Source organism: Leptospira perolatii (assembly GCF_002811875.1).
Lineage (GTDB): Bacteria > Spirochaetota > Leptospiria > Leptospirales > Leptospiraceae > Leptospira_B > Leptospira_B perolatii.
The window spans coordinates 14,491-37,053 of the sequence record NZ_NPDZ01000018.1 but is presented as its reverse complement, the minus strand read 5'-3'; the positions used below and the strand labels follow the sequence as shown (position 1 = coordinate 37,053).

General features: G+C 42.0%; 21 protein-coding genes. 13 read left to right on the top strand and 8 right to left on the bottom strand.

Annotated features, from left to right (window positions below):
* Positions 1-232: 232 nt before the first annotated feature.
* Positions 233-571: a TIGR04452 family lipoprotein gene (locus CH373_RS17480; protein ID WP_100715241.1), complete on the top strand. Its 339-nt coding sequence runs from the start codon at positions 233-235 to the stop codon at positions 569-571.
* A 78-nt stretch (positions 572-649) separates the two neighbouring features.
* Here CH373_RS17480 and recG read toward each other — a convergent pair whose 3' ends face one another.
* From recG to CH373_RS17455, 5 genes are all read right to left on the bottom strand, one after another.
* Positions 650-2,776: an ATP-dependent DNA helicase RecG gene (recG, locus tag CH373_RS17475; protein WP_243393462.1), complete on the bottom strand. Its 2,127-nt coding sequence runs from the start codon at positions 2,774-2,776 to the stop codon at positions 650-652.
* Positions 2,757-3,155: a hypothetical protein gene (locus CH373_RS17470; protein WP_100715238.1), complete on the bottom strand. Its 399-nt coding sequence runs from the start codon at positions 3,153-3,155 to the stop codon at positions 2,757-2,759. The genes recG and CH373_RS17470 overlap by 20 nt, the downstream gene beginning before the upstream one ends.
* The gene (locus CH373_RS17465) at positions 3,152-3,829 is read right to left on the bottom strand and encodes a hypothetical protein (RefSeq protein WP_100715237.1); all 678 of its coding nucleotides are present in this window, start codon (positions 3,827-3,829) and stop codon (positions 3,152-3,154) included. Before CH373_RS17465 ends, CH373_RS17470 begins: the two co-directional genes overlap by 4 nt.
* 1 nt (position 3,830) lies before the next feature.
* Positions 3,831-4,832, bottom strand: a complete 1,002-nt coding sequence (locus CH373_RS17460) for a metallophosphoesterase family protein (RefSeq protein WP_100715235.1) — start codon at positions 4,830-4,832, stop codon at positions 3,831-3,833.
* A 170-nt stretch (positions 4,833-5,002) separates the two neighbouring features.
* Complete coding sequence (locus tag CH373_RS17455) at positions 5,003-5,695, bottom strand: hypothetical protein (protein WP_100715234.1); 693 nt, start codon at positions 5,693-5,695, stop codon at positions 5,003-5,005.
* 179 nt (positions 5,696-5,874) lie between these two features.
* On the opposite strand from CH373_RS17455, the gene CH373_RS17450 reads away from it, so the two are divergent.
* The 5 genes from CH373_RS17450 (at position 5,875) to CH373_RS17430 (ending at position 12,344) form a co-directional block, all read left to right on the top strand.
* On the top strand, positions 5,875-6,876 hold the full coding sequence (locus CH373_RS17450; protein WP_100715233.1) for an NAD(P)H-dependent glycerol-3-phosphate dehydrogenase: 1,002 nt from the start codon (positions 5,875-5,877) through the stop codon (positions 6,874-6,876).
* A 28-nt stretch (positions 6,877-6,904) separates the two neighbouring features.
* A complete protein-coding gene (locus CH373_RS17445) occupies positions 6,905-9,547 on the top strand; it encodes a hypothetical protein (protein WP_100715231.1) in 2,643 nt (880 codons plus the stop codon).
* A gap of 190 nt (positions 9,548-9,737) precedes the next feature.
* Positions 9,738-11,066: a hemolysin family protein gene (locus tag CH373_RS17440; protein WP_100715230.1), complete on the top strand. Its 1,329-nt coding sequence runs from the start codon at positions 9,738-9,740 to the stop codon at positions 11,064-11,066.
* 36 nt (positions 11,067-11,102) lie between these two features.
* On the top strand, positions 11,103-11,639 hold the full coding sequence (locus tag CH373_RS17435; RefSeq protein ID WP_100715229.1) for a phosphopantothenoylcysteine decarboxylase: 537 nt from the start codon (positions 11,103-11,105) through the stop codon (positions 11,637-11,639).
* Positions 11,640-11,660: 21 nt separating this feature from the next.
* Positions 11,661-12,344, top strand: coding sequence for a phosphopantothenoylcysteine decarboxylase domain-containing protein (locus CH373_RS17430; protein WP_100715228.1), 684 nt, complete (start codon positions 11,661-11,663; stop codon positions 12,342-12,344).
* Position 12,345: 1 nt separating this feature from the next.
* On the opposite strand, the gene CH373_RS18890 is transcribed toward CH373_RS17430, so the two are convergent.
* On the bottom strand, positions 12,346-12,471 hold the full coding sequence (locus CH373_RS18890; protein ID WP_279305875.1) for a hypothetical protein: 126 nt from the start codon (positions 12,469-12,471) through the stop codon (positions 12,346-12,348).
* Between the two features lie 107 nt (positions 12,472-12,578).
* Here CH373_RS18890 and murB point away from each other — a divergent pair, with 107 nt between their 5' ends.
* The 4 genes from murB to CH373_RS17410 all read left to right on the top strand — a co-directional run bounded on the left by murB (position 12,579) and on the right by CH373_RS17410 (position 16,078).
* The gene (gene murB, locus CH373_RS17425) at positions 12,579-13,538 is read left to right on the top strand and encodes a UDP-N-acetylmuramate dehydrogenase (RefSeq protein WP_100715227.1); all 960 of its coding nucleotides are present in this window, start codon (positions 12,579-12,581) and stop codon (positions 13,536-13,538) included.
* Positions 13,539-13,558: 20 nt separating this feature from the next.
* Positions 13,559-14,140, top strand: a complete 582-nt coding sequence (locus CH373_RS17420) for a TetR/AcrR family transcriptional regulator (protein ID WP_100715251.1) — start codon at positions 13,559-13,561, stop codon at positions 14,138-14,140.
* Positions 14,141-14,280: 140 nt separating this feature from the next.
* Positions 14,281-15,075, top strand: a complete 795-nt coding sequence (locus tag CH373_RS17415; protein ID WP_100715225.1) for an SDR family NAD(P)-dependent oxidoreductase — start codon at positions 14,281-14,283, stop codon at positions 15,073-15,075.
* A 364-nt stretch (positions 15,076-15,439) separates the two neighbouring features.
* Positions 15,440-16,078, top strand: coding sequence for a TetR/AcrR family transcriptional regulator (locus CH373_RS17410; protein ID WP_100715224.1), 639 nt, complete (start codon positions 15,440-15,442; stop codon positions 16,076-16,078).
* A 15-nt stretch (positions 16,079-16,093) separates the two neighbouring features.
* Here CH373_RS17410 and gpmI read toward each other — a convergent pair whose 3' ends face one another.
* Entirely contained in the window at positions 16,094-17,734 is a 1,641-nt protein-coding gene (gene gpmI / locus CH373_RS17405) for a 2,3-bisphosphoglycerate-independent phosphoglycerate mutase (protein ID WP_100715223.1), read from the bottom strand.
* Between the two features lie 165 nt (positions 17,735-17,899).
* On the opposite strand from gpmI, the gene CH373_RS17400 reads away from it, so the two are divergent.
* Entirely contained in the window at positions 17,900-19,939 is a 2,040-nt protein-coding gene (locus CH373_RS17400) for a hypothetical protein (RefSeq protein WP_100715222.1), read from the top strand.
* 94 nt (positions 19,940-20,033) lie between these two features.
* The gene (locus tag CH373_RS17395; protein WP_100715221.1) at positions 20,034-21,014 is read left to right on the top strand and encodes a DUF1554 domain-containing protein; all 981 of its coding nucleotides are present in this window, start codon (positions 20,034-20,036) and stop codon (positions 21,012-21,014) included.
* Here the strand turns inward: CH373_RS17395 and CH373_RS17390 are convergent.
* Positions 21,011-21,814, bottom strand: coding sequence for an LA_0442/LA_0875 N-terminal domain-containing protein (locus CH373_RS17390; RefSeq protein WP_100715250.1), 804 nt, complete (start codon positions 21,812-21,814; stop codon positions 21,011-21,013). The genes CH373_RS17395 and CH373_RS17390 overlap by 4 nt on opposite strands.
* 141 nt (positions 21,815-21,955) lie before the next feature.
* Between CH373_RS17390 and CH373_RS17385 the strand changes: the two genes are divergently transcribed.
* A complete protein-coding gene (locus CH373_RS17385; protein ID WP_165778867.1) occupies positions 21,956-22,510 on the top strand; it encodes a sigma-70 family RNA polymerase sigma factor in 555 nt (184 codons plus the stop codon).
* The last annotated feature ends 53 nt before the right edge of the window (positions 22,511-22,563 follow it).

Here is a 22,563-nt window from a genome sequence, read left to right as displayed (position 1 = left end):
TGTCCTCCTTTGCGTTTGTTTAGTGTTACCTATGTTCCCGGTCTATTCTGTTACCCATGTCTCCGGTTCATACCAGGGTGGGGCCCCTCTGCGACATTTCGCAATTCCCCATTGCACCCGGAATACAAGTTTAGAAATAATTTCCTTATGTGCGTTATGACATTTTGAAATTCGATTGAACAGTAGGTGGAAAGAAAACTTTATTGTTCAAAACAAATTTCGGAGATCTCGGATGAAAAAAATCATCACACTCCTTCTACCGTTCGCACTGATGGCGAATTGTATATTACTCGATTCGGTCGGATTGTCAGTACCTGAAACAGTAAGCGGAAAGGAAGCAAAGAATACCATTTTAACTAGTGCAGTCCTCGGGTCTGCGGCAGGCGGGTTCAGCGTTCTGTCGATTCTTGCTCCTCAGTTTGCGCAAATAGAAGAAGATAAATATTACAATAAAAAAGATGTAGATGAATGTGCTAATGAAGCTCTTCTCTTCAATGCAATTACAGTTGATATCGGTGGATTGACCTGTGATTTACATCCTCGACCTGTAATAGTTTGGCCGATTTACTAAGATCAAAAAAATTCTTATTTAATCGATAGGTAAAGCCTCGGTCTTGCTCAAGGAGATCGGGGCTTTTTTATGCGAACTCTAATTTGAAAATAATTGAGCTTCTTCCTTAAAACGTTTTGTGAGCTCTCTTTTTTCCTGATCACCGATTGTTCCTACAAGTTTTGCATCCTCTCTGCTGATTTCTATCCACTCCCTGTCTTCTCTTAAGTCCGCGATCTTAAAATCAGGCAAACCGCTTTGCTTTACTCCTAGTAATTCTCCAGGACCTCTTAATTTTAAATCGGCTTCGGAAAGAGCAAATCCGTCGTCCGAATCAACTAACGCTTGCAGGCGAAACTTTGCTTCTTCTGTAATATTTCTATCGGTCACCATGATGCAGAAACTTTCATGTTCTCCACGTCCGACCCTACCTCTTAGCTGATGCAGTTGAGAAATTCCGAATCTATCTGCGTGCTCGATAACCATGACGCAAGCGTTTGGCACGTCTACACCGACTTCGACAACTGTGGTAGTAACCAGAATGCTGATTTCGTTTTTCTGGAATGCACGCATCACCTTGTCTTTTTGAACAGGATCCATTTTACCGTGTAACAAACCGATGGATAAATCTGGGAATATTTCGTTTCTTAAATGTTCGTACGCTTCCATACAGGATTTCAAATCGGATTTTTCCGATTCTTCCACGAGCGGATAGACGACATAGCATTGTCTTCCTTGCGAAGCATACTTTTTGATCGAGTTGTAAATTCCTTGTCTCTTATCTTCAAAAAACCAATGAGTTTTGATAGGTTTTCGTCCTGCGGGACGGTTCTTTAAAGTAACTAGTTCTAAATCTCCATAGAGTGTTAGACAAAGAGTGCGAGGAATCGGAGTAGCAGTCATTGCAAGTACGTCCGGATTTTTTCCCTTGGATCTTATGGTTTCTCTTTGCTCTACTCCGAATTTATGCTGTTCGTCTATGATTACTAAGCCGAGGTCCTTGAACTCAACATCTTCCTGAAATAAGCTATGAGTTCCGATTATTAAAAGAGTTTCCCCTTTCTTAAATCTATAAAGTTTTTCTAATCTATTCTTCTTCGGTTCTTTTCCTACCAAAAGATCTACTTCTGTAAAAGGAAGATTTCCCATATAGTTTAAGATTGTCTGATAATGTTGCCGTGCGAGGATTTCGGTCGGCGCTAACATGCACACTTGAATTTGATTGTCGGTGTATCTCAGTGCGGTTAATAAAGCTACCAGTGTCTTTCCCGAACCCACGTCTCCTTGCAAAAGCATCGCCGCTGGGGTATCAGATTTTGTCCATTCTGCTAATTTATTCAGGCTTTCCTTTTGGTCGGGAGTTAGGTCGAACGGAAGATTCTTGAGTACAGTTTTTGCGGTGTTAGATTCTGGCAAAGGCCAAAGAATTCTGGGGATTTGGGCTCGGAGTGATTTTTTATATTCAATAAAAATATTAAAGAAAAATAGCTCTTCATATTTAAATCGAATGCGGGCCTGATGCAAAGCAAGATCTTCTGTAGGAAAGTGGATTTCTTTGAACGCAGTTTCGCGCTCCATTAGATTTCTTTTTTTTACGATTTCCTTTGGCAGTATCTCAGGAATTTTTCCGTGCAAAATTTCTAATGTCTGGAAGATCAATCTTCTCAGACCTCTTGAATCCAAATGTTCGTCTCTAAGTGCTTCCGTAGTGGAATAGAGTGGTATGATACGGCCCGTGTGAATCGATCCAATATTTCCGTCAGGATCCAGCTCCGCGTTCCCCCCTTGGGAAAGAACTTCGTAATCAGGGTGAAGCAATTGGAAGCCGCGAAAGTAATCCAGTTTTCCGGTTGCTACAATGAGCAATCCAGGTTGAAAAATCCTGCGAAAGTACTGGACTCCTTTAAAAAAAACTAAACTAACTGGTTCGTTGTTTTTTGTCTTGGTGCTGACTACCAGTCTTGACTTGCGCCCGTGAGCCAAATAGGAATCGATCACTTCCAGAATTAATGTAACGCTTTCTCCTTGCTTCAAAAGGATTCCGTCAGTTAGATTTCGATCCAGGTATTTTCTAGGATACCAAGAAAGCAGATCTTCCAAGGTATTGATTCCGACCGAAGCAAGTGCCTCCAGCTTTTTAGGGCCGATCCCCTTTAAAGATTGAATCGAACTTTCTAAACTCTCGACCTGCGAGCGTACGTTTTTGTTAGAGACCGAGTTCTTCATCCTGGACTGGTTGGGGTGATTTCTCCTGCGAAGATTCTTCTTTTTTGGAAGAGTTTTCATCCAATCCTAGGTAACAATACCTGCAACCATAAATCCTCGCCTGTCGTTTAATGCCGGGACTAGGTGGTTCAAAAACAGTAGCATAAAGATATTCGTGCTTATCGAGATACTTTCCACACACAGGGCAGATTCTCGGTCTTGGCAAATTTGGATCCCAGTTGCCGCCGTACACTTTTCTAGGATCTCCGTATTCCCGGTCGTGTTCTTCTTTCCGCTTCCTGCTTTTCTTATCCAAACGTTTTGTATCGACTGCATACAAAGCGTGAAAGAATAAAGCTGCGGCTCCTAATGCGGCCGCGAATGTCAAGAAGGCGATCATTGTTTCAAATAATCCTTGATCTTATCCGTCATGGAACCCGGGATATAAATTCCTTTATCCGCGAGTCGACCTTTGTATTTATGAAAGGAATAAGTGTGCTGCGAAGATTGGATAATGCCATCGAAACATTCCTCCAATGCTTTTTCCAAATCGTCCGTTAAAAGCTCCTGATCTGTTATCATGTTTTCGTACTTGTGCAGTAATTTCCGATTTACTCCGCGACAAATCGATCGATAAAAGCAGAACCGGACTAATAGAGGGGAATCTCCGTTTTTCTCTAAAATATCTTTTTCTAATTGATTCAGATTAATGCAGTCAACTATTTCCAGTGTATAAGCTTGTTCGCTATGTTCGAAGGTCACTAAGTTCAAAAACATGTGCTTGAAAAGAGAGATCTTATAACAATCTTCTAAACTGCACTCACCCATGCGGTTGTCCTCACAACGGGTGTACATTACGATATCTGTATCCGATTCGGCGGTTGCTTGACCAAAATTCAAAGATCCTAATATATCAAACGCGATTTCATCTCCCCCGTAATTTAACAGCCTGGAAAACTTCTTAAAATCTTCGATTCGTTCCCTCGATATGTTTGTCTCATGGGATCTAAAAAATCTTTTTAGTCCTATAAACTTTTGTATCGTTGCGTTATTTCTAAAACGAGGGAGCGTCATTTCACTGTCTAACGAAATCTTCCGCAGTTACCTCAGAGTCGGAAACGATATTAACCACCGAAAGTTTGTCGGAAGTGCAATCGACTTCGATGAGAGTGCGAATAACCCGATCAGACAGTCTATTCAATTTAACAGTTTTTACAAGATCGTTTTCTAACTCAATTTCGGAGAAGAAGCCTCCAGGTTGGAACCCGAAAACCGAATCGACGGGCCCGAAATTAGAAGGGTTCAAAAATATAGTCTTTCCCTTTTTGATGATTCCTTGGTCTTCATGAACATGTCCAGAAACCACCAGACTCGGACTATTCTCGTCCAGATAGCGGCGAATTCCCTGGGAGCCTATATGACCGAAACTGGGGATCCGGTCCAAATAACCATAAGCCGGATTATGAATCACTACGATATCTGGCTTCTCTTCATTAAAAAAATCTTCCGGTTCGCTATAGTTTTTTCCGTTTCTATTATATTCATGAAATTTAACGGCCAACTTTTCGGGGATTCCGGAAGTAATGATCGGAGCTCCTCCGTACCCGGCGAATTTTAGCCCGTTCAATTCGTATGTTTTTCTATGTAAGTCCCTTTCGTATAACGCCGAATATTGTAGATCGATATCGTAGTTCCCCGGAAGGGAACAGACTGGTGCCTTGGAGTATTTCTGGATAAGCTGTTCGATTAATTCATATTTTTCTTTCATCGTCTTTGCGGCTTGATGAAAGAGTTTTCGGTATTCGTGGGATTTTTCTACGACAGCGGGATCATATTTTTCAGGAAACCGGACCGCTCTTGTCGCATAATCATAGGGATTAATTTCTTCCTTTTGGTCCTCGGTGATTCTATACATCTCTTCTTGTAATGTAACGAACTCGATGATTCTTTCAGGATTAAAGAAAGCTTTATAGATGATATCTCCGGAAAACAAGTAAAGGTCGCACTCCGTCCGGAGCAATACTTCTTTCAGCCCAGTCAGGCCGTCGTGTATATCAGTGAGGTAAATTATCCTCATTCAATGCCGATCCTAACAAATACTTACGGGAATACTTTTCCCACATAAGCCTTCTTTCCGAATTTTGTATCCGGGCAAAGAATGTCCAATCTTTCCCAGGTCTTTCACCAGTTCCCAAATTGGGATTTTGCGATCATACAGTGTTAGACGATCCTTTTGCACAATTCTTTTCACTCCCGCCAAAGCATGAGCAAACTATCTTCGTTTTCGGAAATCGGTTCAATCCGTACAAAATCCGGTCCAAAAAAGTCCAGTAATGGTTTTAGAATAGTATTAGAACGGACAAATACAAAGACATTTCCCTTTTCCGGAATCACTTTCTGCACGGAGACTTTTCCAGCTACCTCAGGAATTTCAGCTAAAAAGTAGTTCAGGTCAAAAATTACATCGTGACCGACTGGAGTTAAGGACAGAATCTCTGGAATTTCTTCTACGATTGCTTCTAAGATCAACCTTCGATGAAACCGAAACACCTTCGAGAATAATCGAATCGGATCTATTGTTCTGGGAGAATGGTCATAAAGACGAAATGATTCGATTCTAAATCGAACCTTATTTCCATCCACCTTTACGGGACGTAACGAAAGTCGAAAATCGATAAAATCGGTTCTGAGTAACTTAGACCAAGTTAGGCCTGTGATATTATAAAATCCGGAAAGATAGAGCACTCCGTTTCCGGAATCGATCTCAAGGGATTCAAGGTCATCGGTAGCTTCTACCACCTTTTTTTTTAGTACCTTGTTTAAAGAAAAGAGCAGGATCGTAATTCGATAATTACTTTTTGCGGAGCTTTCCTTCTGGGAAGAAGTTCCCGAGAGCAGTTCCAAGAGATGAAATCCCGGAAGTTTCCGCAAATCTAGCATGGACGACAAGGATACTTCTTTGGATTAGGTTGGTAAACTCATTTCCCAGAATTGTAGATTCGTTTCAGAATATTCTGGAATAGAAAGCCGGTTTTTTTTGTTGCCCAACAATCGATTGCGAGGAGGATCATCGTTTTTCCGAGCAGCAAAGTTTTGCCCCTTCGGAGAAAGGACGAAGAATGAAAATTGGAGTAATCGGTTCAGGAAGTTTTGGAACTGCCTTAGGCTCTCTCTTGGCGGACAAGGGCTACGAAGTAGTCCTTTGGGGAAGAAATTCGGAGCTAGTCAAGCAGATCAACGAGACTAGAATGAACGGTAAATACCTTCCGGATATAGAATTGCCTGCAAACTTGAAAGCCTCCACCAATTTGGAGGATGCGGTCCGGGGAAAAGATATGATCGTTTCTTCACCGCCTTCTCACGCAATTACAGATATCCTCAGAGAGATTAAATCTTATTTACCGGAAAAGGCTCCGATTGTATCCGCTAGCAAGGGAATAGAAAATGGAAGCCTAAGGCTCGTTTCCGAAATATTTGAGTCTGAATTGCCCGGAAAATTCCACAGTCATCTTTCCTATCTTTCCGGGCCAAGCTTTGCAAAGGAAATTGTAAGAAGAGTTCCAACAATCGTCAGCATCGCTTCCAAAAATGAAGCAACCGCGAGAAAGGTTCAAGAAATATTCAGCTTTACTTATTTTAGAACTTACTGGACTCCCGATGTCATCGGAGTAGAAGTAGGCGGCTCTTTGAAAAATGTAATCGCGATTGCCGCGGGCGTGAGCGACGGTCTTGGCTTCGGGCAGAATACTCGCGCTGCTTTGGTAACCAGAGGACTCACTGAGATTTCTAGACTCGGTGTAAAACTTGGAGCAGATCCGTTAACATTTTTAGGTCCATCTGGAATGGGTGATTTGATACTAACATGTTGCGGAGAGCAATCTAGAAATCGAACTGTCGGATTCAGATTGGGAAAAGGGGAAGGATTGGATTCGATTTTAGGAAGTATGAACGAAGTCGCCGAAGGAGTTAAGACTACAAAAAGCGCCTACGAGCTTTCGAAGAAATTGGGGATGGAAATGGCGATCACAACGGAAGTTTATAAAATGCTTTACGAGCATAAGAATCCGAAGGACGTTGTTAGAGACCTAATGAGTCGGGATCTTAAAAGGGAAGGGATTTAACCGACCCGTCAGCCCGAAACTAAATCCTTTGAAACTAAATACATTCGACAAGCAAGAGCATGTAAACGGCTGCTTACAAGTTGTGTGTAAATTCTCCTCCGTTCTATTTCTATGTTTTCTGAGCGCTTGCACCTCTTTGAACGCTCAGGCAAAATCCGAATTCGGTTGGGTGGGCACTCCGGGAAACTTCCAGCTGAATATCGGTGGCCGTACTGTTTTGGACAAGGAGGCTGATTTTCGAAATCTTCCAGATGGATTGGACCTCCTGCAAAAATCACAATACGTTCTGCTTGCGGGAGAATATCTTCTTTTAAACAGAGACTCTAACAGATTTACGGATCTATTGAATACGGTTAACAAAGATTCCGAATTGGGATTTGCCGAGGCTTTGCTTTCTTACTTTAGAGATTTATATTTTTCTAAAAAAGAAGGAGGGGAAAAGGTCTTAAGAAATTGGACCTCTCAGGATCCTTACATGAAGGAACTTTCCGATTCCGTAAAAATCGTATTATTAAATCGTAAGTCTTCCAAAAAGTTAAATTGCTCCAATAAAAAACCTTACTATTCTCTTTGTAGACTCTTAAGAGTCGGAGGATATCTTTCCGATTTTGATTCCAAGGAATCCGATTACGGAACGGAGTATACAAATCTTCATCGGGTGTTGGCGCCTTTTTCTGAGGAGACTGAGCTAAAACACGTACCGTTTTTAGAGCAGTATTTCCCGAATATCTCCGACCATCTTTCTGAACTAGGTCTACCAAGGGAGGCGGTTCATTTTGAAAAGATTTCGATTGTCGCTCAAAATCTTGGCGGTCGAATGGTCGCGCACTCTTACGAAAAGTTGGCCTATTATTATGCTGTAGACGGAGATCTGGCTTCGGCGGAGAAAGTACTAAAGTACATAATCGACCGCCAGGGAGAGTTGGCGGTGACGTACAAGAATTCTCTTTACCTAAAGTTAGGAACTCTTGCGTATCTCCAAAACGAAAATCAAAAAGCCCTAGAATATTTTCTCAACCTGGATTTTCTGGATTGGTCCTCGAGGATTCTCCATCCTTTTTTAGGAGAGCCGATTTCGATTAACAGCGCTCGTGATTTAGTGTCGGTAGCAGTTTGGAAATCCAAAAATTCCTTTAAGGCTGTAGATGCTTTGAAGTCGGTCAGTACTCCCAAGAATTTAACGGAAGATGATTTATTTACAAGGCTTAGGATCATTCAAATTCTTTCTGATGATGAACCGGAGGTTGCTTCAAGACTCGCAATGGATCTGAGCTTTTTGGCGCAGAGCAAAGGATGGAGAAGAGTGGAATACTCGGCAACCTTGCTCCATGGATTCTTGCAGCTAAAGACGAATAATCTAAGAAAAGCGATCATAGAATTCACGAAGGCATACGGAATTTTAAAAGAATCCGATCCGGTTTACAAAGAGGAATGGATCCGACTCAATGGATTGTTTTTGGCACATCGCGAATCACATAATATAAAGGGAGTCAAGGCAACCTTAGACCAGGCTTTAAGATTGCAAGCTGCTGAATCTGTGGACGATAAGGTGTTCGAGATAAAGAATTATCTTCCGGCAGCTTTCGGATTCAAGAATCTAGAAAATACAGGCATCGATTTTTATAACAGGCACGGTTATTTACACGATTTACTATCGCATCTCGTTAACTCCGAGTTGAATAACGATGGTACCGACCTGGATTCTCCGCCGGAGCAGGGCCTTCACAAGGTGCATGCAAGAATCTTAATGTACAAGGGACTTTATCCGCCGGGCAGAGAACCATGGAAATCACACTGGTCCTCCATTCGTGCCAAAGAAGTAATTAGAGTCAGAGAAGAATCGGATCCATTGAAAGCCGCCGATTTAAGAAAACCTACTTATCCGATTTTGGCCCTATTTCAAAAGGAAAGTCGACTATTTCTATTTTCAAAAGATTCCGACTCGAATAGTGATATGGAAGTTCGCGAATTGGCTACAGATTCGACCAATAGCTATACTGCACTTGCTGGAATTCGAGCTGCGTTAGAAACTTTTCGCAAAAAGGACAAAGTGCAAATTTATCTGAATTTACCTGGACTTAACGCCGCCGAAGCGATTCGAAAAGAATACGGCAACGATATTGAAGTGCAACTTTTTCAAAGATTCAGCAAACACCACATAGGCGGAACTTTGAAAACTATAATAGGTCCGGCTTGTGGGGACAACTTTCCGAATAATAGAACCGAAAGCGCTAGCCAAACTGTCTGGAAATCTTTCTCCGCGCCCTTTTTTGACGGAATAAAACTCCTCCCAGGTAAATCGGCCCTTTTAATCTGGAATCTAAACGCATCCGTAAAATCTAATGAAGGAATTGCCGACTACGAATGGACTTGTGGCGGTAGCACAGTTTCCTTTAAGAAGCTGAGAAAGAGATTCGATATTCGAAATGTTCCGGATCGGATTGTATTTACGAGAGAGGCTCTGAAGTCCGGAAACTCATATTACCATGCAAAGGATTTCCTATATTGGGCACGTTTCTGGTTATCCTCCGGAACTAGTCGAGTATATCATATTGACACTTGGAGCCCCTCCGACGAATCCGACATAATGTTTTTGGAGAAACTTTCGGTAGAAGAGGGCGAAACACCTTTCGGGCCAAAGGTTCTAAAAATTCTTCGGAATTTAGAGTGAAATTTTCATTTTCCTGATTTCAAAACACTCGACATCGGACCGATTCCAGAAGAAGGTATCCCATACGAGACATGGACCCCGACAGTAGGCGCTGGACTTTTCCGGAACGACTTGGTCAAATAACGACCGCTTTTTCATCGAAACATTTTCTATACTCACTTCAAAACAGAGTCGGGCGTACTAGCCATTAATGGATCTACTCGGCTTCTTCATCATAATTCTGCTTATTTTTGCTAATGGTTTCTTCGTGTCGGCAGAGTTTGCCCTCGTCTCGATCCGCCCTTCTCGATTAGAAGAAATGATAAAGGACGGCAAGCCTTTGGCACAACTTACCAAAAGAGCGTCATCGCATTTAAATGATATGCTCTCTGTCTGCCAGGTTGGGATCACGATCGCAAGCTTATTGCTCGGTTGGGTCGGAGAAGGTTATATTTCCCACTGGATAGAGCCGATTTTCGGATGGGCAGGTTATGAAGCAAATGAAGCTCCCTTGCACGGGATTGCGATCACGATTGCATTTGCTCTGATTACTTTCCTACATATCTTGCTCGGGGAGTTACTTCCAAAAACGATCGCGATTCAGAAAACGGAACAGATCGCACTAATGACTAGTGTTCCAATATTCTTTTTTTATTATGCGTTTTATCCGATTACATTCGTGTTAAACGGCCTCACTTCGTTTATCCTTGAGTTGATCGGCTTTAAGGGAGACGCACACAAAATCATCCATTCCCCTGAGGAACTGATGATTTTGATCGAAGAGCAGAATCGACAGGGCCGGATAGACCAAGAAGAATTTCAAATCATCCAGAACACGTTTCAGTTTTCGGAACACTTGGCAAAAGACGTAATGACTCACAGGCTCAGCATTGTCGGAATTCCAGCCGATACTGCGATGGACGGAGTTTTGGGTGTAATCGCGGAACATCACTTTTCTCGCTATCCTGTTTATGAAGGAACTACAGATAAGGTCACCGGAATCGTTCACGTGCAGTCGTATCTAGAGTGGCTTTCGAATCCAAAGAGAAACAAAAAGACGAAAGTCACTGCAATCGCTCAAACGCCGATCTTTGTCCCGGAGAGCATGTCGATCGAAAGAGTTTTGCAGAAATTAAGATCTGCGAACCAACATATGGCGATCGTAATCGATGAGTACGGTGGTGTTTCCGGTTTACTTACTTTAGAAGATATCATCGAAGAAGTATTTGGCCAGATTCGGGATGAGACCGATGATCATGAGTCGGATCCGATGCCTTCCACACCTGTGGATTCCTTTTACATTGATGGCGAAACTGAACTAGATGAATTAAAGGAAATTCTAATCGGAATCGAAGAGGAAGATATCCGAGACATAAGGACAATAGCAGGATTCATCTTAGACAAATTGGAAGATATGCCGAAGGAAGGAACCGAAGTAAAAATTCCGAAAGGAAAACTAACTGTAGAAAGAATGGACGGAAACAAAATACTTACTGTCCGATTCTCTAAGCCTCCTCAATCATCTTCTTTTGCTATTTAGGTTGTAGCCGCTCGCGCTTTGGGCGAACATGTTCACATGAGTTCAAAGGATATTTTGATCGCTGTTACCGGCAGCATAGCTGCATATAGAACGTGCGAACTCGTCAGAAATTTAACAAAAGACGGCTATCCGGTTTCCGTAATTATGACGGAACACGCGACTAAGTTCATTGGTCCGATCACATTCGAGGCCCTTACTGGAAAAAAAGTTCGGATCGACGAATACGAAGAAGGAATGGCGCATATTGACGCTAGGAATAGTGCGGCTATTTTTGCGATCGTTCCGGCTACTGCGAATATCATCGCAAAAATGGCGAATGGAATTGCGGACGACTTAGTAACCTCTACCTATCTTGCCTCGAAATGTCCTATATTGGTTGCACCTGCAATGAATCCGAACATGTACACACATCCGGCGACCCAGAGAAATCTGGAACGTTTAAAGAAAGACGGAGTCGAAATTCTAGACCCTCAAGAAGGAGTTGTCGTTTGCGGAGACGAAGGTTACGGAAAGTTGGCCGACGTTGCGGTGATACAAGCCAAAATAATAAAAGCATACAAAAGCGTTACTTAAGTTTCGCTAGCTTGAGAAAAAATGAATATTCAAAAAATCATAGTTAGTTCCGGGCCCACGAGAGAGTGGATCGATCCAGTTCGATTTATTTCGAATGCGTCTTCGGGAAAAATGGGATATTCGATCGCAGAGGCTGCGTTCCAATGGATTCCAAACGTGATCTATATACGGGGGCTGACTCAGCCAGAGTATTCCAGGCCTAACGGATCCAAAATAATTTCGGTAGAAACAACATTAGAAATGAGAGATGCAGTGCTTTCCGAGATGCAATCGAACACCATGCTAATCATGGCAGCAGCTCCCGCAGATTTTCGTCCAAAGGAAAGCAATGATTCAAAAATAAAGAAAGAAGAAGGAGCTGAGATCCTTACCTTAGAGCTGATCAAAAATCCAGACATCCTAAGTTCCGTGAGCGAAACCGTTTCCAGAAACAGATTCGAAGATGTATTGCTCGTAGGATTTTCCGCCGAAACAGATGACTTGCACAACTATGCAATGGAAAAACTCAGAAGAAAGAATCTGGATTATATCGTGGGAAACTATGTTAGCCGACAGGAAAAGGGATTCGGCGATCTAACTACAAGCGTGGTTATCTTTGGAAAAGACGGAACTAAATTGGAGTATGGACCTGAAACGAAAGAGGCCGTAGCTTCAAGGGTGATTAGCTATTTGAGAGAAAGTGCTTTGGGTTCTGTATCTCGCTGATTTAGACCAAGCCGGCTAATTTTTCCTGGTCCAAAGCCAAGCGGATCACTGAATCGATATATGTCTGACGATCTGATCTGCCCGAAGCGTAGTCTAAGTAAGCGGATTGTAGTAAAAGATAAAACATGTTTACTTGCCTCTAAACCAAGGTTCGGACGGTAAGTCTCGACGCATGAGCCGTTTTTTTTCTCCCCGGCTTTTTTGTTGCCCGTACTGGCAGGAAAAGAATTCGTGATGAAAGTGACCTCGCTTTCTACAGACCAATACTTGGATCTAAAACGACAGTTTCAGCTACATAAGCTTCCGTTTAAGGAAGACGTAGATTTATCCATTCACTGTTCTTTTAAAATCGGCGGGGTCTGCCCAGTTGTTGCCGAGCCAGAATCCACTGAGCAAATTTTGGAGACACTGGCAATTTTTCAAAAATTAGAAATACCTTGGAAGATTTTGGGAGGCGGAACAAATGTTCTGATCTCTGATCACCCTAATGATCTAGTCGTAGTTCGCTTATCAGGCGCGTTTAAACACTTTGTAGAACTTGAGGAAGGGGTATTTAAAATCGGAGCTGCGACGAACACCACGCCTGTCTTTCGCCAAATATCTTTGTTCGGATACACTGGTGCAGAATTTTTAAGCACGATACCGGGATGGACCGGAGGCGCGGTGATACAGAATGCTGGATGTTATGGTGGGGAACTATTCGATTTATTAACCGAAGTCGAGTTCCTAAGAGACGGGGAGATTTTTCGTTTAGGACCAGCTGACATCAAGCACGGTTACAGAACCACTGAGTTTCTCGAAAGAAAAGATTCCATTATACTTTCGATCAAAATGAAATTGGTCAAAGGAACCTTGTCAGAGATTGAAGAGTCTCTGAAAGATAAGCGTGATCGAAGGAACTCCTCGCAACCAAAGAATAAAAGGAGCGCGGGCTCCATGTTCAAAAACCCTAAAATCTTTGATGAATCACAGAAGGAAATCAAAGCTTGGCAATTGATTGATAAATCTGGATTGCGAGGATTGTATAAAGGTTCAGCACAAATTTCCCCCGAACATTGTAATTTTATCGTAAACACTGGCGGTGCAAAGGCGTCAGATGTAGCATATTTAGTCGAAGTGGTGCAAGAAAAAGTGAAAAAGGACTCAGGAGTTTTGTTAGAAAGGGAGGTAGAATATTTTGGAAGCGTGCCGTAAGTTCCAAAATGGAAGGTTCGATGTCTATAAGAGATCCGGAAGATAAAAAAGAAAGAATATTCACATCTGCACTTAGATTGTTTACCGAAAGAGGATTTTCGGCGACGCCGATGCCAGAGCTTGCCAAAGAAGCTGGGATTGGTGCAGGCACGATTTACAGATATTTTAAGAGTAAAGAAGAACTCGTAAATGAGCTCTATCGTTTCTGGAAAGTGAAGTTTCTAGAAAACCTGAAAGAGAACTTTCCAAAACATGCAAGTACCAAGGAAAAATTCTTCCACTTTTGGAGACAAATGGGTGAGTTTTACAAGAAACATCCTCAAGCCTTCGAATTTTTGGAATTGCATTCACATGCTCCTTATCTAGACGAACGAAGCAGAAAGCTCACCGAAGACACTCTTGCTTATCTTGTCGAATTCCTGGAAGAAGCAAGAGCTAAAAGGGAAATACACACATCCTTAGGTTCTAAAGAACTGCTTTCACTTTGCTATGGAAGCTTTGTAGGACTCGTCAAACTTTGCAAAGGTGGCTTCCTAGTTTTAGAAGATACTGTCCAACTCCAGGCTGGCGATGTGGTCTGGAAGGGCATTTCCGCAGAATAAGAAAGAATTCCGATTCTAAAATTTTCATAAGTCGAGATAAAAGTTGGAACCTGCCTCCTGGGTGACCTTTCCAAGACCCGTGAATATAAATTCGGAATGAATATTCATTCCGAATTTGCTTGCTTGAAAAGGAGGATTCAATGAAGCAGAAAAACTGGCAGGACCGATTCGGAGGTGCCGCCCTGATCACCGGAGCTTCTACAGGTTTAGGAGAAACATTCGCAGATCGCTTAGGAGCCAAAGGAATGGATTTGGTCCTAGTCGCTCGCAGAAAACCAGAGTTGGAAATGGTCGCAGAGGCAATCCGCAAAAAGTACGGAGTTAAAGTAGAGACGCTTGTACAGGATCTTAAGGAAGCAGACTCTGCTGATCAGATTCTTGCAAAAGTAAAGGGGCTAGGTATTTCTATCGGTCTTCTCGTAAATAACGCAGGCTTTGGAACCTATGGAAGGTTTGATGAGTTGGCTCCTTACAGCGAAGCAGAAATGGTCGACGTAAATTGCAGAGCGCCAGTAGCGCTTACAAGTCGATTTTTGCCGGATATGGTTTCCAGAAAAAAAGGCGGAATCATATTTTTAGCAAGTGTCGCTGCCTACCAACCTACTCCGTTTTTTGCTACATATGGAGCTACCAAAGGATTTAATCTGCTGTTCGGTGAGGCTTTGTGGGCGGAATTGAGAGGCACCGGTGTGGAAGTGATTTCACTTTCTCCAGGATATACTAAAACTTCTTTCCAAGAAAGGGCAGGAGTTCATTCACCAAATGCGATTGCAGGTTGGTCCAAACCGGAGGACGTCGTGGACAAATGCTTGGACAAACTGGGCAAAACTCCATCCACCATCCCAGGATTTCTTAATCAATTGGTCGCTCAATCCATGCGAATCACTCCGAGACCATTGGCAGCATTAATTGCGTACGGAGTAAGCAAACCTTAAACTCAAATCTTGGCCTTTTGTAGCAGTGGAAAGATTTTATTGCATTCTAAAGGACTCATATCGAGTCCTTTCTTTTTCGGAGGATCTTCCGGCTTCTATTCCATTCACATTTTCCAAGTACCTTTTCTTTTACAAAATCCGGAATAAAATTTTTTGAACATTAATCGACGCGCAAACAAGAGTACCAAACAGTTTGTAATGGGAATGAGAATTTATTTGAAAGTAATAAAATATATTACAATAATATAAATTATCTTTTGTCAGAATGAAGTGGTTCTATTCGGAGATGAAAAGGAAGCCACTTAAAGGCAACATTTTTCATTCAGCGTTGACATGTTGATTCTTTCGGAAAAATTCCTACGTTATGAAAAAGGAAAAAATCTTCCCAGGATCAAATCTCGCCATAGTTAGTAGAGGCGCAGCGAATTCGTTTATCAGTTTAAGGGAAAGAATACTGCGTTCCGCTTTGAAATTGTTTTCGACCAGGGGATATTTTGAAACTCATATCCCGGACATAGCCACCGATTCGAAACTCGGTGTCGGAAGCATTTATAGAAATTTCCGAAATAAGAATGATTTGTTTAACGAATCCTTCCGCAGGTGCATTCGAAATTTTGAAGATAGAGTTATCAAGGACTTGGATAGCGAGAGAATTCAAAAAAAGAGATTCCACCTATTTTGGTCGAAACTAACCGTCTATTTTAAAGAGAGTTCAAATGAATTTATTTTTATAGATAGGTATGCAAACTGTCCATTCTTAGATGCTGAAAGCGAGAAATTGTTTTATACAATAGGTCAAAACCTAAATCAGATTCTACAATCCGAAAACAATTCCGAAAGTAAGGATTTGCCTATAGGCGCTGCTATGATCGGGGCTTTTTTGGGGTTGGTAAAATTTCATTTCCATAAAGAGCAAACCCTGGAAGAAAATATACTTCTAGGAACGGCGGATGCAATTTGGAAAGGATTCTACCAGGAGGAAAAAAGAATCGCCCTAGTCTAGAACTCTTTCGGAAGCTCAACGATCAATTAAGGATTCGTGATATCCTTCCGGTGTTTCATATCCCATTAAGTCTAAAATAGTCGCAGCTACATTCGCGAGTCCGGCATCCTGCACGTTTGATTTCAGACGGATCGAATCCACTGGATCTAATACTGTGAAGGGTACCGGATTTAAAGTGTGAGACGTTTTGGGGACCGGAAGACCATTTTTATCCTTCTCAACATTCCCTTTCTTGTCGAGCTGGTACATTTCATCCGCATTTCCGTGATCAGCAGTTACAATAAGTATGATTTTATTATCTACGCATACCTTTGCGAGTCTTTGCATTTTTGCATCTAAGAACTCCATCGCTTTTACAGTAGCTGCATAATTTCCTGTATGACCAACCATATCTCCGTTCGCGTAGTTCACTCTATAGAAATCGTATGAATTCTGGCTGAGCGCCCTTTCCAGTTCCTGAGTAATCAGCTCTGCTTTCATTTCGGGACTTTGGTCGAACGGGATTACATCCGAAGGAATCTCCTTGAATTCTTCCTTGGATTGGTCAAAATAACCAGATCGATTTCCGTTCCAAAAAAAAGTCACATGTCCGTACTTTTGAGTTTCAGACAGTGCATACTGAAGAATTCCGCTTTTCGCCATGTACTCGCCCAATGTTCGATCGATCGCTGGAGGAGATACTAAATATCTTTCCGGAAGTTTTAGATCGCCGTCATATTGCATCATCCCTGCGTATACTATATTTGGAAGCGTGCCTCGATTGAATTTATCGAATTTTGTCTGTGTCAAGGCTTGAGAAATTTCGATGGCTCTGTCCCCTCGAAAGTTGGTAAACACCACAGAGTCGCCATCTACAATCTTTCCAACCGGATTTCCGTTTTCATAAATTACGAATCCCGGCAAATACTGATCGATCACTTTTGGATCTTCATTTCTAAATGTTTGGATTGCCGTTGTTGCGTTTGGAAAGGACCTGCCTTCTCCCAAAACATGAATCTTCCATCCTCTTTCGACCATGGACCAATCTGCCTCGTACCTATCCATGGTGATTGTCATTCTACCTCCGCCGGAGGCCACCCTGATATCCGTTCCGGCCTGACGAAGTTCTTCTAGCCAGTTTTCGAAGGGAATTAGATAATCTAGTGCAGACTTTTCAGGCACGTCTCGTCCATCTAACAGAATATGGAGTCTAATTTTCTTTAGTCCTTCGCGCACAGCTCCTTCGATTAATGCTTTTGTATGATCTATATGAGAGTGCACATTGCCATCGGAGAATAAACCTAGCAGGTGTAAGGTGGAACCTTTCGCCTTACAGTTGTTTGTTACATCTTTCCATGCTTGTCCTTGAAATAAAGCTCCAGTTGCAATCGAATTGTTGACGAGTTTTGCCCCCTGGTCAAAAATCCTACCACAACCTAATACATTGTGACCAACCTCAGAATTTCCCATATCTTCATCCGAAGGCATACCGACCGAACGGCCGTGAGCTTTTAGAAGAATTGTTGGCGAATTTGACCAGAGTTTGGATAAGAAAGGTAGTCTTGCTCCGGCAACTGCGTTGCCAAACTCTGGGCCTTTGGGAGAATAACCTACCCCGTCTAGAATTACGAGGAGTACTTTTCGAGGCTTGAAAGGGGTTTGTTTCCTGAGGTGCATTCCCTTTCCAGGAACTTATGCGAATCTAAAGAGTCAAGAGGATTCGGTGAAGATTGTTTCTCCGAATGGAAAGCGAAAGTCGCAAATGAATAGAAGGACGTAAAGCAGCAGAAAAGCAGCTTTATAAGCCTTTTGGACTATTGATTCAGTAAGATCGGTTTTGTCATGAATATGAAAACGCAGAGGCCCTTAACATCGGGGCCGACCATTGCAAATACGTCTCTTCCGAGCTTTTTAAAAGTAAAGAAGCTCAAAGAGGTAGTAAGCTATTACATGAATGACAAGGTGACTCACGCCTTGTACAAAGCGGTAGCTGCCGCGACATCCTACAAAAAAGTCCATTCACAAAATCTATTTCAGGCACACCATAGAGTTCCCGAAGTCGGCGAGCTGAGCGCGATCGAGATGGATTTTCATCTCAAAAGATTGCTAGAAGATGGAACGATTCTTCAACTCGGATATTTTGTGTTTGAAGATCCGATGCAACCTCCGCAGTCGAAATCTTGTTTTGTAGCTTTTCCTGAAGGAGAGTCTTTTGATTTAAGTCGGATTTATTTAGAACTGCTGGATGCTTCCATCAAAAACATCCTCAAATTTCTAGATCTACATCAAGAGCCTGATCGGAGAGCAATTTGGGAAGATTTAGAAACCGATTGGAAAAAAGGGATCTCAGGAAAATCCCCATTTCCGAAATTATTTTTGTACTTAAAGGAATCGTTCGAGGGAGATGCTTTTCGAATCCCGTTAGATCCGAAATTTGCAAAAGATTTTCTGTTTGAACTAGAAGATGATCTTCGCAAGCAAGGAAGATTAGTGCACGTTCCAAATTTTGGATTGTTACCTTTAAAGGGGCCCAAAGAAGCACTTCAAATATTAGAATTTGTTGATGAGTTCATTCAACAGAAAAGTCAAAAGGAATTAAAGCATCTATTAGCCGAGGAGTTCCAACGAATCGCTCTGTTAGAAAAGCATTATTATTCTGATCCTGCAAATTCTGAAACTGCGAGATTTAGATTATTACGAGCTGAAGCTTTTTCTAATGCAAGCGGATTTGAGAACAGCAAGTCAGGTCCTCGAGGAACTTTATCCGCGATGCTAGTGAGGACTCTTTCCGAAATCGCAGAAAAAGAGCTAAAACGAAGAAGCAGCCAAAGAGAACACGATCACTTTCAAGAGATCAAGGGCAAATTATCCGCAAACGACTCCACTTGGGATCGTAAGGTTTTGTTTGTTACTGAAAAAGAATTTCGGAATTTTTCCGAAGAAGTACGCAGATTATTGATGGATGATTCTAATATCGCGTACGCGTCCTGGGAGACTTCCGATACAACAATGCATGCTTTTATGCACAAGAATGCGGACAGTGTAAGACAAATTGTTCTTAGTCTGAGCCAAACTTCTAATGCGGAGATTTGGAAAATACTGTGTATTAGAAAGTTGATCGAATCTCACGAGCCTCAAATTAAATCAGTGTTTCAAAAATCAGACTTTGTAAAAGCTTACGGTAAAGTTTTGCGGAAAGGATATGTACAATATTTCCCTTGGTATTACTCTATTTTTGAGCTGATTGGAATTGCACGATTTGTTCAGGACATTTTCTTTAAGAATGCAAAAGAGAAAATTCGATCTGCCCAGAACCAACTCAAATTTAAGAACCAGGAACATTCCAAAAAACAAGAACAAGCCCGGGTCCAGGAAAAGTTGCGATCCGAAGAAAGAATCAGAATGGCGGAAGAAAGGTCATCGATTTCTTCTACAATGGATTCTTACTATTTCAAAAAGCAAACTCCGCCTAGTGTATCCGACATTCAGTATCTTTTGCCCCAATTTTCTGCAGAAGTATTCAGTGAAATTCTAGACAGAGAGAAATTCATTCGACTCGCTTGGGATGGAGGCAAGGAAAAATCGGATCAGATTCTATGCTATCCTGGCGACGATTCTTTTAGATATAGAGCAAAGGAACTCCACCGGTTGTTAATGAACAAGACCGAGGCTCTACAAAACAAAATTAGAAATCCAGAAGAAGAAATGGTCCTAAGTCGAATGAAGAGAGTAACCAAGCATATCGATTCCTGGTTCATTAGTCATAAAAAAAATGACAAAAACAGCGAAACTATGACAGCGAGCGCCAAACAAGATGAGGATCCATACGAAGTTTTTAGGAAAGAGATGAAAAAACTGAGACAAAATCCCGATTTTCAGTAAAAATATTATTATCCGTAGCGGTTATATAATAAGATAGTAGTTCCGGTTTAACGTTCGTTGTTAAACAAAGTGAATTACTTTCCGGCGGTTTCCGATGCGAACGATAATTGTACGATTATTTCTCTTTTTGCTTTTGGCATTTTCCAGTAATTACTGCAATAAGGCTGAGGCCTTAGAATTAGATGCTAGTAAAAGCCCCTTAGGATTTGCGCTGGATATTAGTTTTGCCCAAGCAGGTCTAGATTTTCGATCGATCCAATACGATTCGAGCTCGATTGCTGAAAATCAATCGCTCTCTGTTCTCTTGCATTTAAATTTCACTCCCCCCAGTCCGGTGACGGTAACGTACACTTTGGACTCTGCGTCATCCGGAATCAGTGTCGGTATCAATCCGAATTCAGGTGGGGTGTCTACGATCACCGGATCCGGAAGTGATTATTTGTATTTGAACGTTCCCGCGGATAGCAATTGCGTGGGAGGCTCCTTTGTTCTGAAAGCTGTACGAAGTGATACCGATATTCCAGAATATGTTACGTTTACAGTTTCGGATCCGGATCTATGCTTGTTCGTTCTAAATAACGGAGGTTCGCACTATCAAGCAGTTAACTTTAATGGAATATTAGGAGCAGATCAGATTTGCGCTCAGAATGTTCCTTCTGCCACCAATTATCCGGGAGATCCTACAGAGTACAAGGCGATGCTCGCGGGAAATTTAGTCGGTGGTGGGATTAGAAGAATGGATGATTTTTCCTTCTTTAGAGCAAATACAAAGTACGTGAAATTTGATGGTGCAACTTGGGTGGACGTAATGTCCTCAGGTACTGCGGCGCCGATCGTTAACTTTGGCGGAGGTGGAAGTCTAACGAATGCAATCAGTACATTTGATATTTGGACCGGGATCACAGGCGGTTGGGCAACCAGTCCGAATAACTGCCAGGACGCTAGTGGAAGTTGGCGAAACAATTCGAGCTACGGTAATTACGGACAAGCAAGCCTGCTAACTATAAACGCAGTAGGATACGGTGCGTATCCTTGCAGCACGGGAAAAGACCTAGTCTGTGTCCGAGTTCCTTAAAAGCTCATTGAATACGAAGCTTGTGCATTCCAACCTAGACCGTTCCCGCCATTGGCAGTAGGAACAAAAGACGGGAACGCACTGAATTTCAATCCTTCCGAGGCAGAAACTGCAGGTGACAATGCTTGTGCTTTTTCCTTTTGCACTCCCAAGAAATAGGAATACAAAATCTGTCCGCCGTATGCTAGACCGAACGCGATCAAAGTCAAATTCGCATGTTGTGCCGCTGCATCATATTTATCAAAAGAAGGACCTGAATATCCAGCACCTAACAACACTCTAGGTAAAGTAGCGCTCGGAGGATTTAAGGTAGGATCTTGTTGCGAAACGAATACATACGTGTACACATTGTTTTCGTACGCATGTTTTGCTTCCTTTAGCTTAGAATCCGAATCTACCGCAAGATAAGCCAAAACTATAACGGCAGCAAAGGTTCCTATACCTAAAAGTTTCTTGTCCGATTTCCAAACTCCCCAACCAGGTAAAACCGCAGAACTGAGTGGATAGTTCCACCTAGGTTTATGCCAGAACCGTTCTTTTTTGGGAGCTTCTTGGACAACTACCTGCTCTTCTTTCGGCTTCACTCTTTCCTTGGGCGCGTCCTTTAGTTTTAATTCTTGGATTTCAGTCTTCGGAATAGAAAAGACTTTCCCGTTGACTTCGATTTCCACATCTGTTCGCGTCTGGTTAACAATTTTACCTTGTAGAACTTTACCGTTCTTCATTATCAAGGTCGCGCCGATTAGATCAAAAGTAAATAAGAGTAATAATAATGCTGTGACTAGACCGATTCTGGCCATAATTGGGTTATATATCCTTTTGGATCCTTGATACAGACCGATGATTCCTTCATTTCTAGGTTTTTTAAGCAAACTCTTTATTCAAGAAAATTCCGATTTTACTTGAAAAAAGGGACAGTTCTGTAAACTTCCATTCTTATCGTGCAACGTGCCGAAATATTCGAAAACATATATAACCAAAATAAGGATCATTTGTTTTCGTTTATTCGGCGTTCTATTCGAGACGAATCGACAGCACTGGATCTACTGCAAGATTGTTTCTTGAACTTCTTCAAACATTATTCTGAAAGAGAAATCCCGGAGAGTAATATTTCTCGAATGATCTTATTCCGAATCGCTCGGAATTTGATGATTAACCATGGTAAATCTTATTATCAAAAGAATGTTTCCTTAATGGGAGAAGAAACTTCTCCGATATTTGGTTCGAAAGCTCAAGGGCCTGAAGGTCAAGTTTTAGATAAGATGGAAGCCGAAGATCTCTCTAGAATGTTAGGTGAGCTGATGTCGGTGCTCCCCGAGGAGCAACGTACTGCGCTCGAACTTAGATACGGTCAAGGATGTAAGCTAGAGGAAATCGCACAGGTCTTAGATCTATCGATTTCTGGAATTTCGCGATTATTAGAAAGAGCCGAAAAAGCAATGTTGTTAGAAGGAAAGCGAAGAGGTTTTCAACCTGGTAACTTTCTTCGATCTTAGATTTTTCTTATGGATGAATTATAAGAAAAAGCAGAATGATTCGTCAAAAAAAA

Coding starts and splice junctions, on each gene's coding strand:
- CH373_RS17400 (WP_100715222.1), top strand. CDS start 17,900: ATGAATATGAAAACGCAGAGGCCCTTAACATCGGGGCCGACCATTGCA.
- CH373_RS17390 (WP_100715250.1), bottom strand. CDS start 21,814: ATGGCCAGAATCGGTCTAGTCACAGCATTATTATTACTCTTATTTACT.
- CH373_RS17410 (WP_100715224.1), top strand. CDS start 15,440: ATGAAAAAGGAAAAAATCTTCCCAGGATCAAATCTCGCCATAGTTAGT.
- CH373_RS17435 (WP_100715229.1), top strand. CDS start 11,103: ATGAGTTCAAAGGATATTTTGATCGCTGTTACCGGCAGCATAGCTGCA.
- CH373_RS17420 (WP_100715251.1), top strand. CDS start 13,559: ATGTCTATAAGAGATCCGGAAGATAAAAAAGAAAGAATATTCACATCT.
- CH373_RS18890 (WP_279305875.1), bottom strand. CDS start 12,471: ATGTTTTATCTTTTACTACAATCCGCTTACTTAGACTACGCTTCGGGC.
- CH373_RS17480 (WP_100715241.1), top strand. CDS start 233: ATGAAAAAAATCATCACACTCCTTCTACCGTTCGCACTGATGGCGAAT.
- CH373_RS17440 (WP_100715230.1), top strand. CDS start 9,738: ATGGATCTACTCGGCTTCTTCATCATAATTCTGCTTATTTTTGCTAAT.
- murB (WP_100715227.1), top strand. CDS start 12,579: ATGAAAGTGACCTCGCTTTCTACAGACCAATACTTGGATCTAAAACGA.
- CH373_RS17450 (WP_100715233.1), top strand. CDS start 5,875: ATGAAAATTGGAGTAATCGGTTCAGGAAGTTTTGGAACTGCCTTAGGC.
- CH373_RS17460 (WP_100715235.1), bottom strand. CDS start 4,832: ATGAGGATAATTTACCTCACTGATATACACGACGGCCTGACTGGGCTG.
- CH373_RS17415 (WP_100715225.1), top strand. CDS start 14,281: ATGAAGCAGAAAAACTGGCAGGACCGATTCGGAGGTGCCGCCCTGATC.
- CH373_RS17395 (WP_100715221.1), top strand. CDS start 20,034: ATGCGAACGATAATTGTACGATTATTTCTCTTTTTGCTTTTGGCATTT.
- CH373_RS17455 (WP_100715234.1), bottom strand. CDS start 5,695: ATGCTAGATTTGCGGAAACTTCCGGGATTTCATCTCTTGGAACTGCTC.
- gpmI (WP_100715223.1), bottom strand. CDS start 17,734: ATGCACCTCAGGAAACAAACCCCTTTCAAGCCTCGAAAAGTACTCCTC.
- CH373_RS17470 (WP_100715238.1), bottom strand. CDS start 3,155: ATGATCGCCTTCTTGACATTCGCGGCCGCATTAGGAGCCGCAGCTTTA.
- CH373_RS17430 (WP_100715228.1), top strand. CDS start 11,661: ATGAATATTCAAAAAATCATAGTTAGTTCCGGGCCCACGAGAGAGTGG.
- recG (WP_243393462.1), bottom strand. CDS start 2,776: ATGAAGAACTCGGTCTCTAACAAAAACGTACGCTCGCAGGTCGAGAGT.
- CH373_RS17465 (WP_100715237.1), bottom strand. CDS start 3,829: ATGACGCTCCCTCGTTTTAGAAATAACGCAACGATACAAAAGTTTATA.